Raw genomic sequence first — 470 nt, forward strand, 5'->3', positions numbered from 1 at the left:
GTCTGCGATGGCGCGCAGCACAGCGTCACCCGCCGCATGGCCATGCACGTCGTTGATTTCCTTGAAACGATCGAGATCGATCGACAGAAGCGCGGTATGCGCGCCTAACGAAATATGGAGTGTGCGGCGATTGAGATGTTCGATAAAGGCCGCCCGGTTGGGAATGCCCGTTAGCGGATCGTGCAACGAAAGATGACGATAGCGCGCGACCGCCTGCTGGGTGGACTGGGCATCGATGACATAGGTGGAAAGTCCGAGCGCCAGAAGCAGCAGCGTCACGGCGATTGCGCCCCCGCCCATGATGGCCGGCGGCAGCAGATTTTCCGGAATGACGATGCGCGGATCGAAAGCGAAGGACATGGAAGCCATGCCGGTATAGTGCATCGACGCAATGGCGAGGATGAGAAATGTCACCGCGCCATATTGGCAGAAGCGGTTGAGGGGCCGGGCAATGCGATTGACTGCAAGGG

The 470-nt window shown here is 59.6% G+C and carries 1 protein-coding gene; it reads right to left on the bottom strand.

Features of this window, described 5'->3' with window-relative positions; genetic code table 11:
* Positions 1-470: diguanylate cyclase domain-containing protein (locus tag PL640_RS25515; protein WP_271363872.1), on the bottom strand; the 470-nt coding region annotated here is incomplete at both ends.

The sequence above is a fragment of the Agrobacterium sp. ST15.16.024 genome, assembly GCF_027956545.1.
In the GTDB taxonomy this organism is placed as follows: Bacteria; Pseudomonadota; Alphaproteobacteria; order Rhizobiales; family Rhizobiaceae; genus Agrobacterium; species Agrobacterium cucumeris.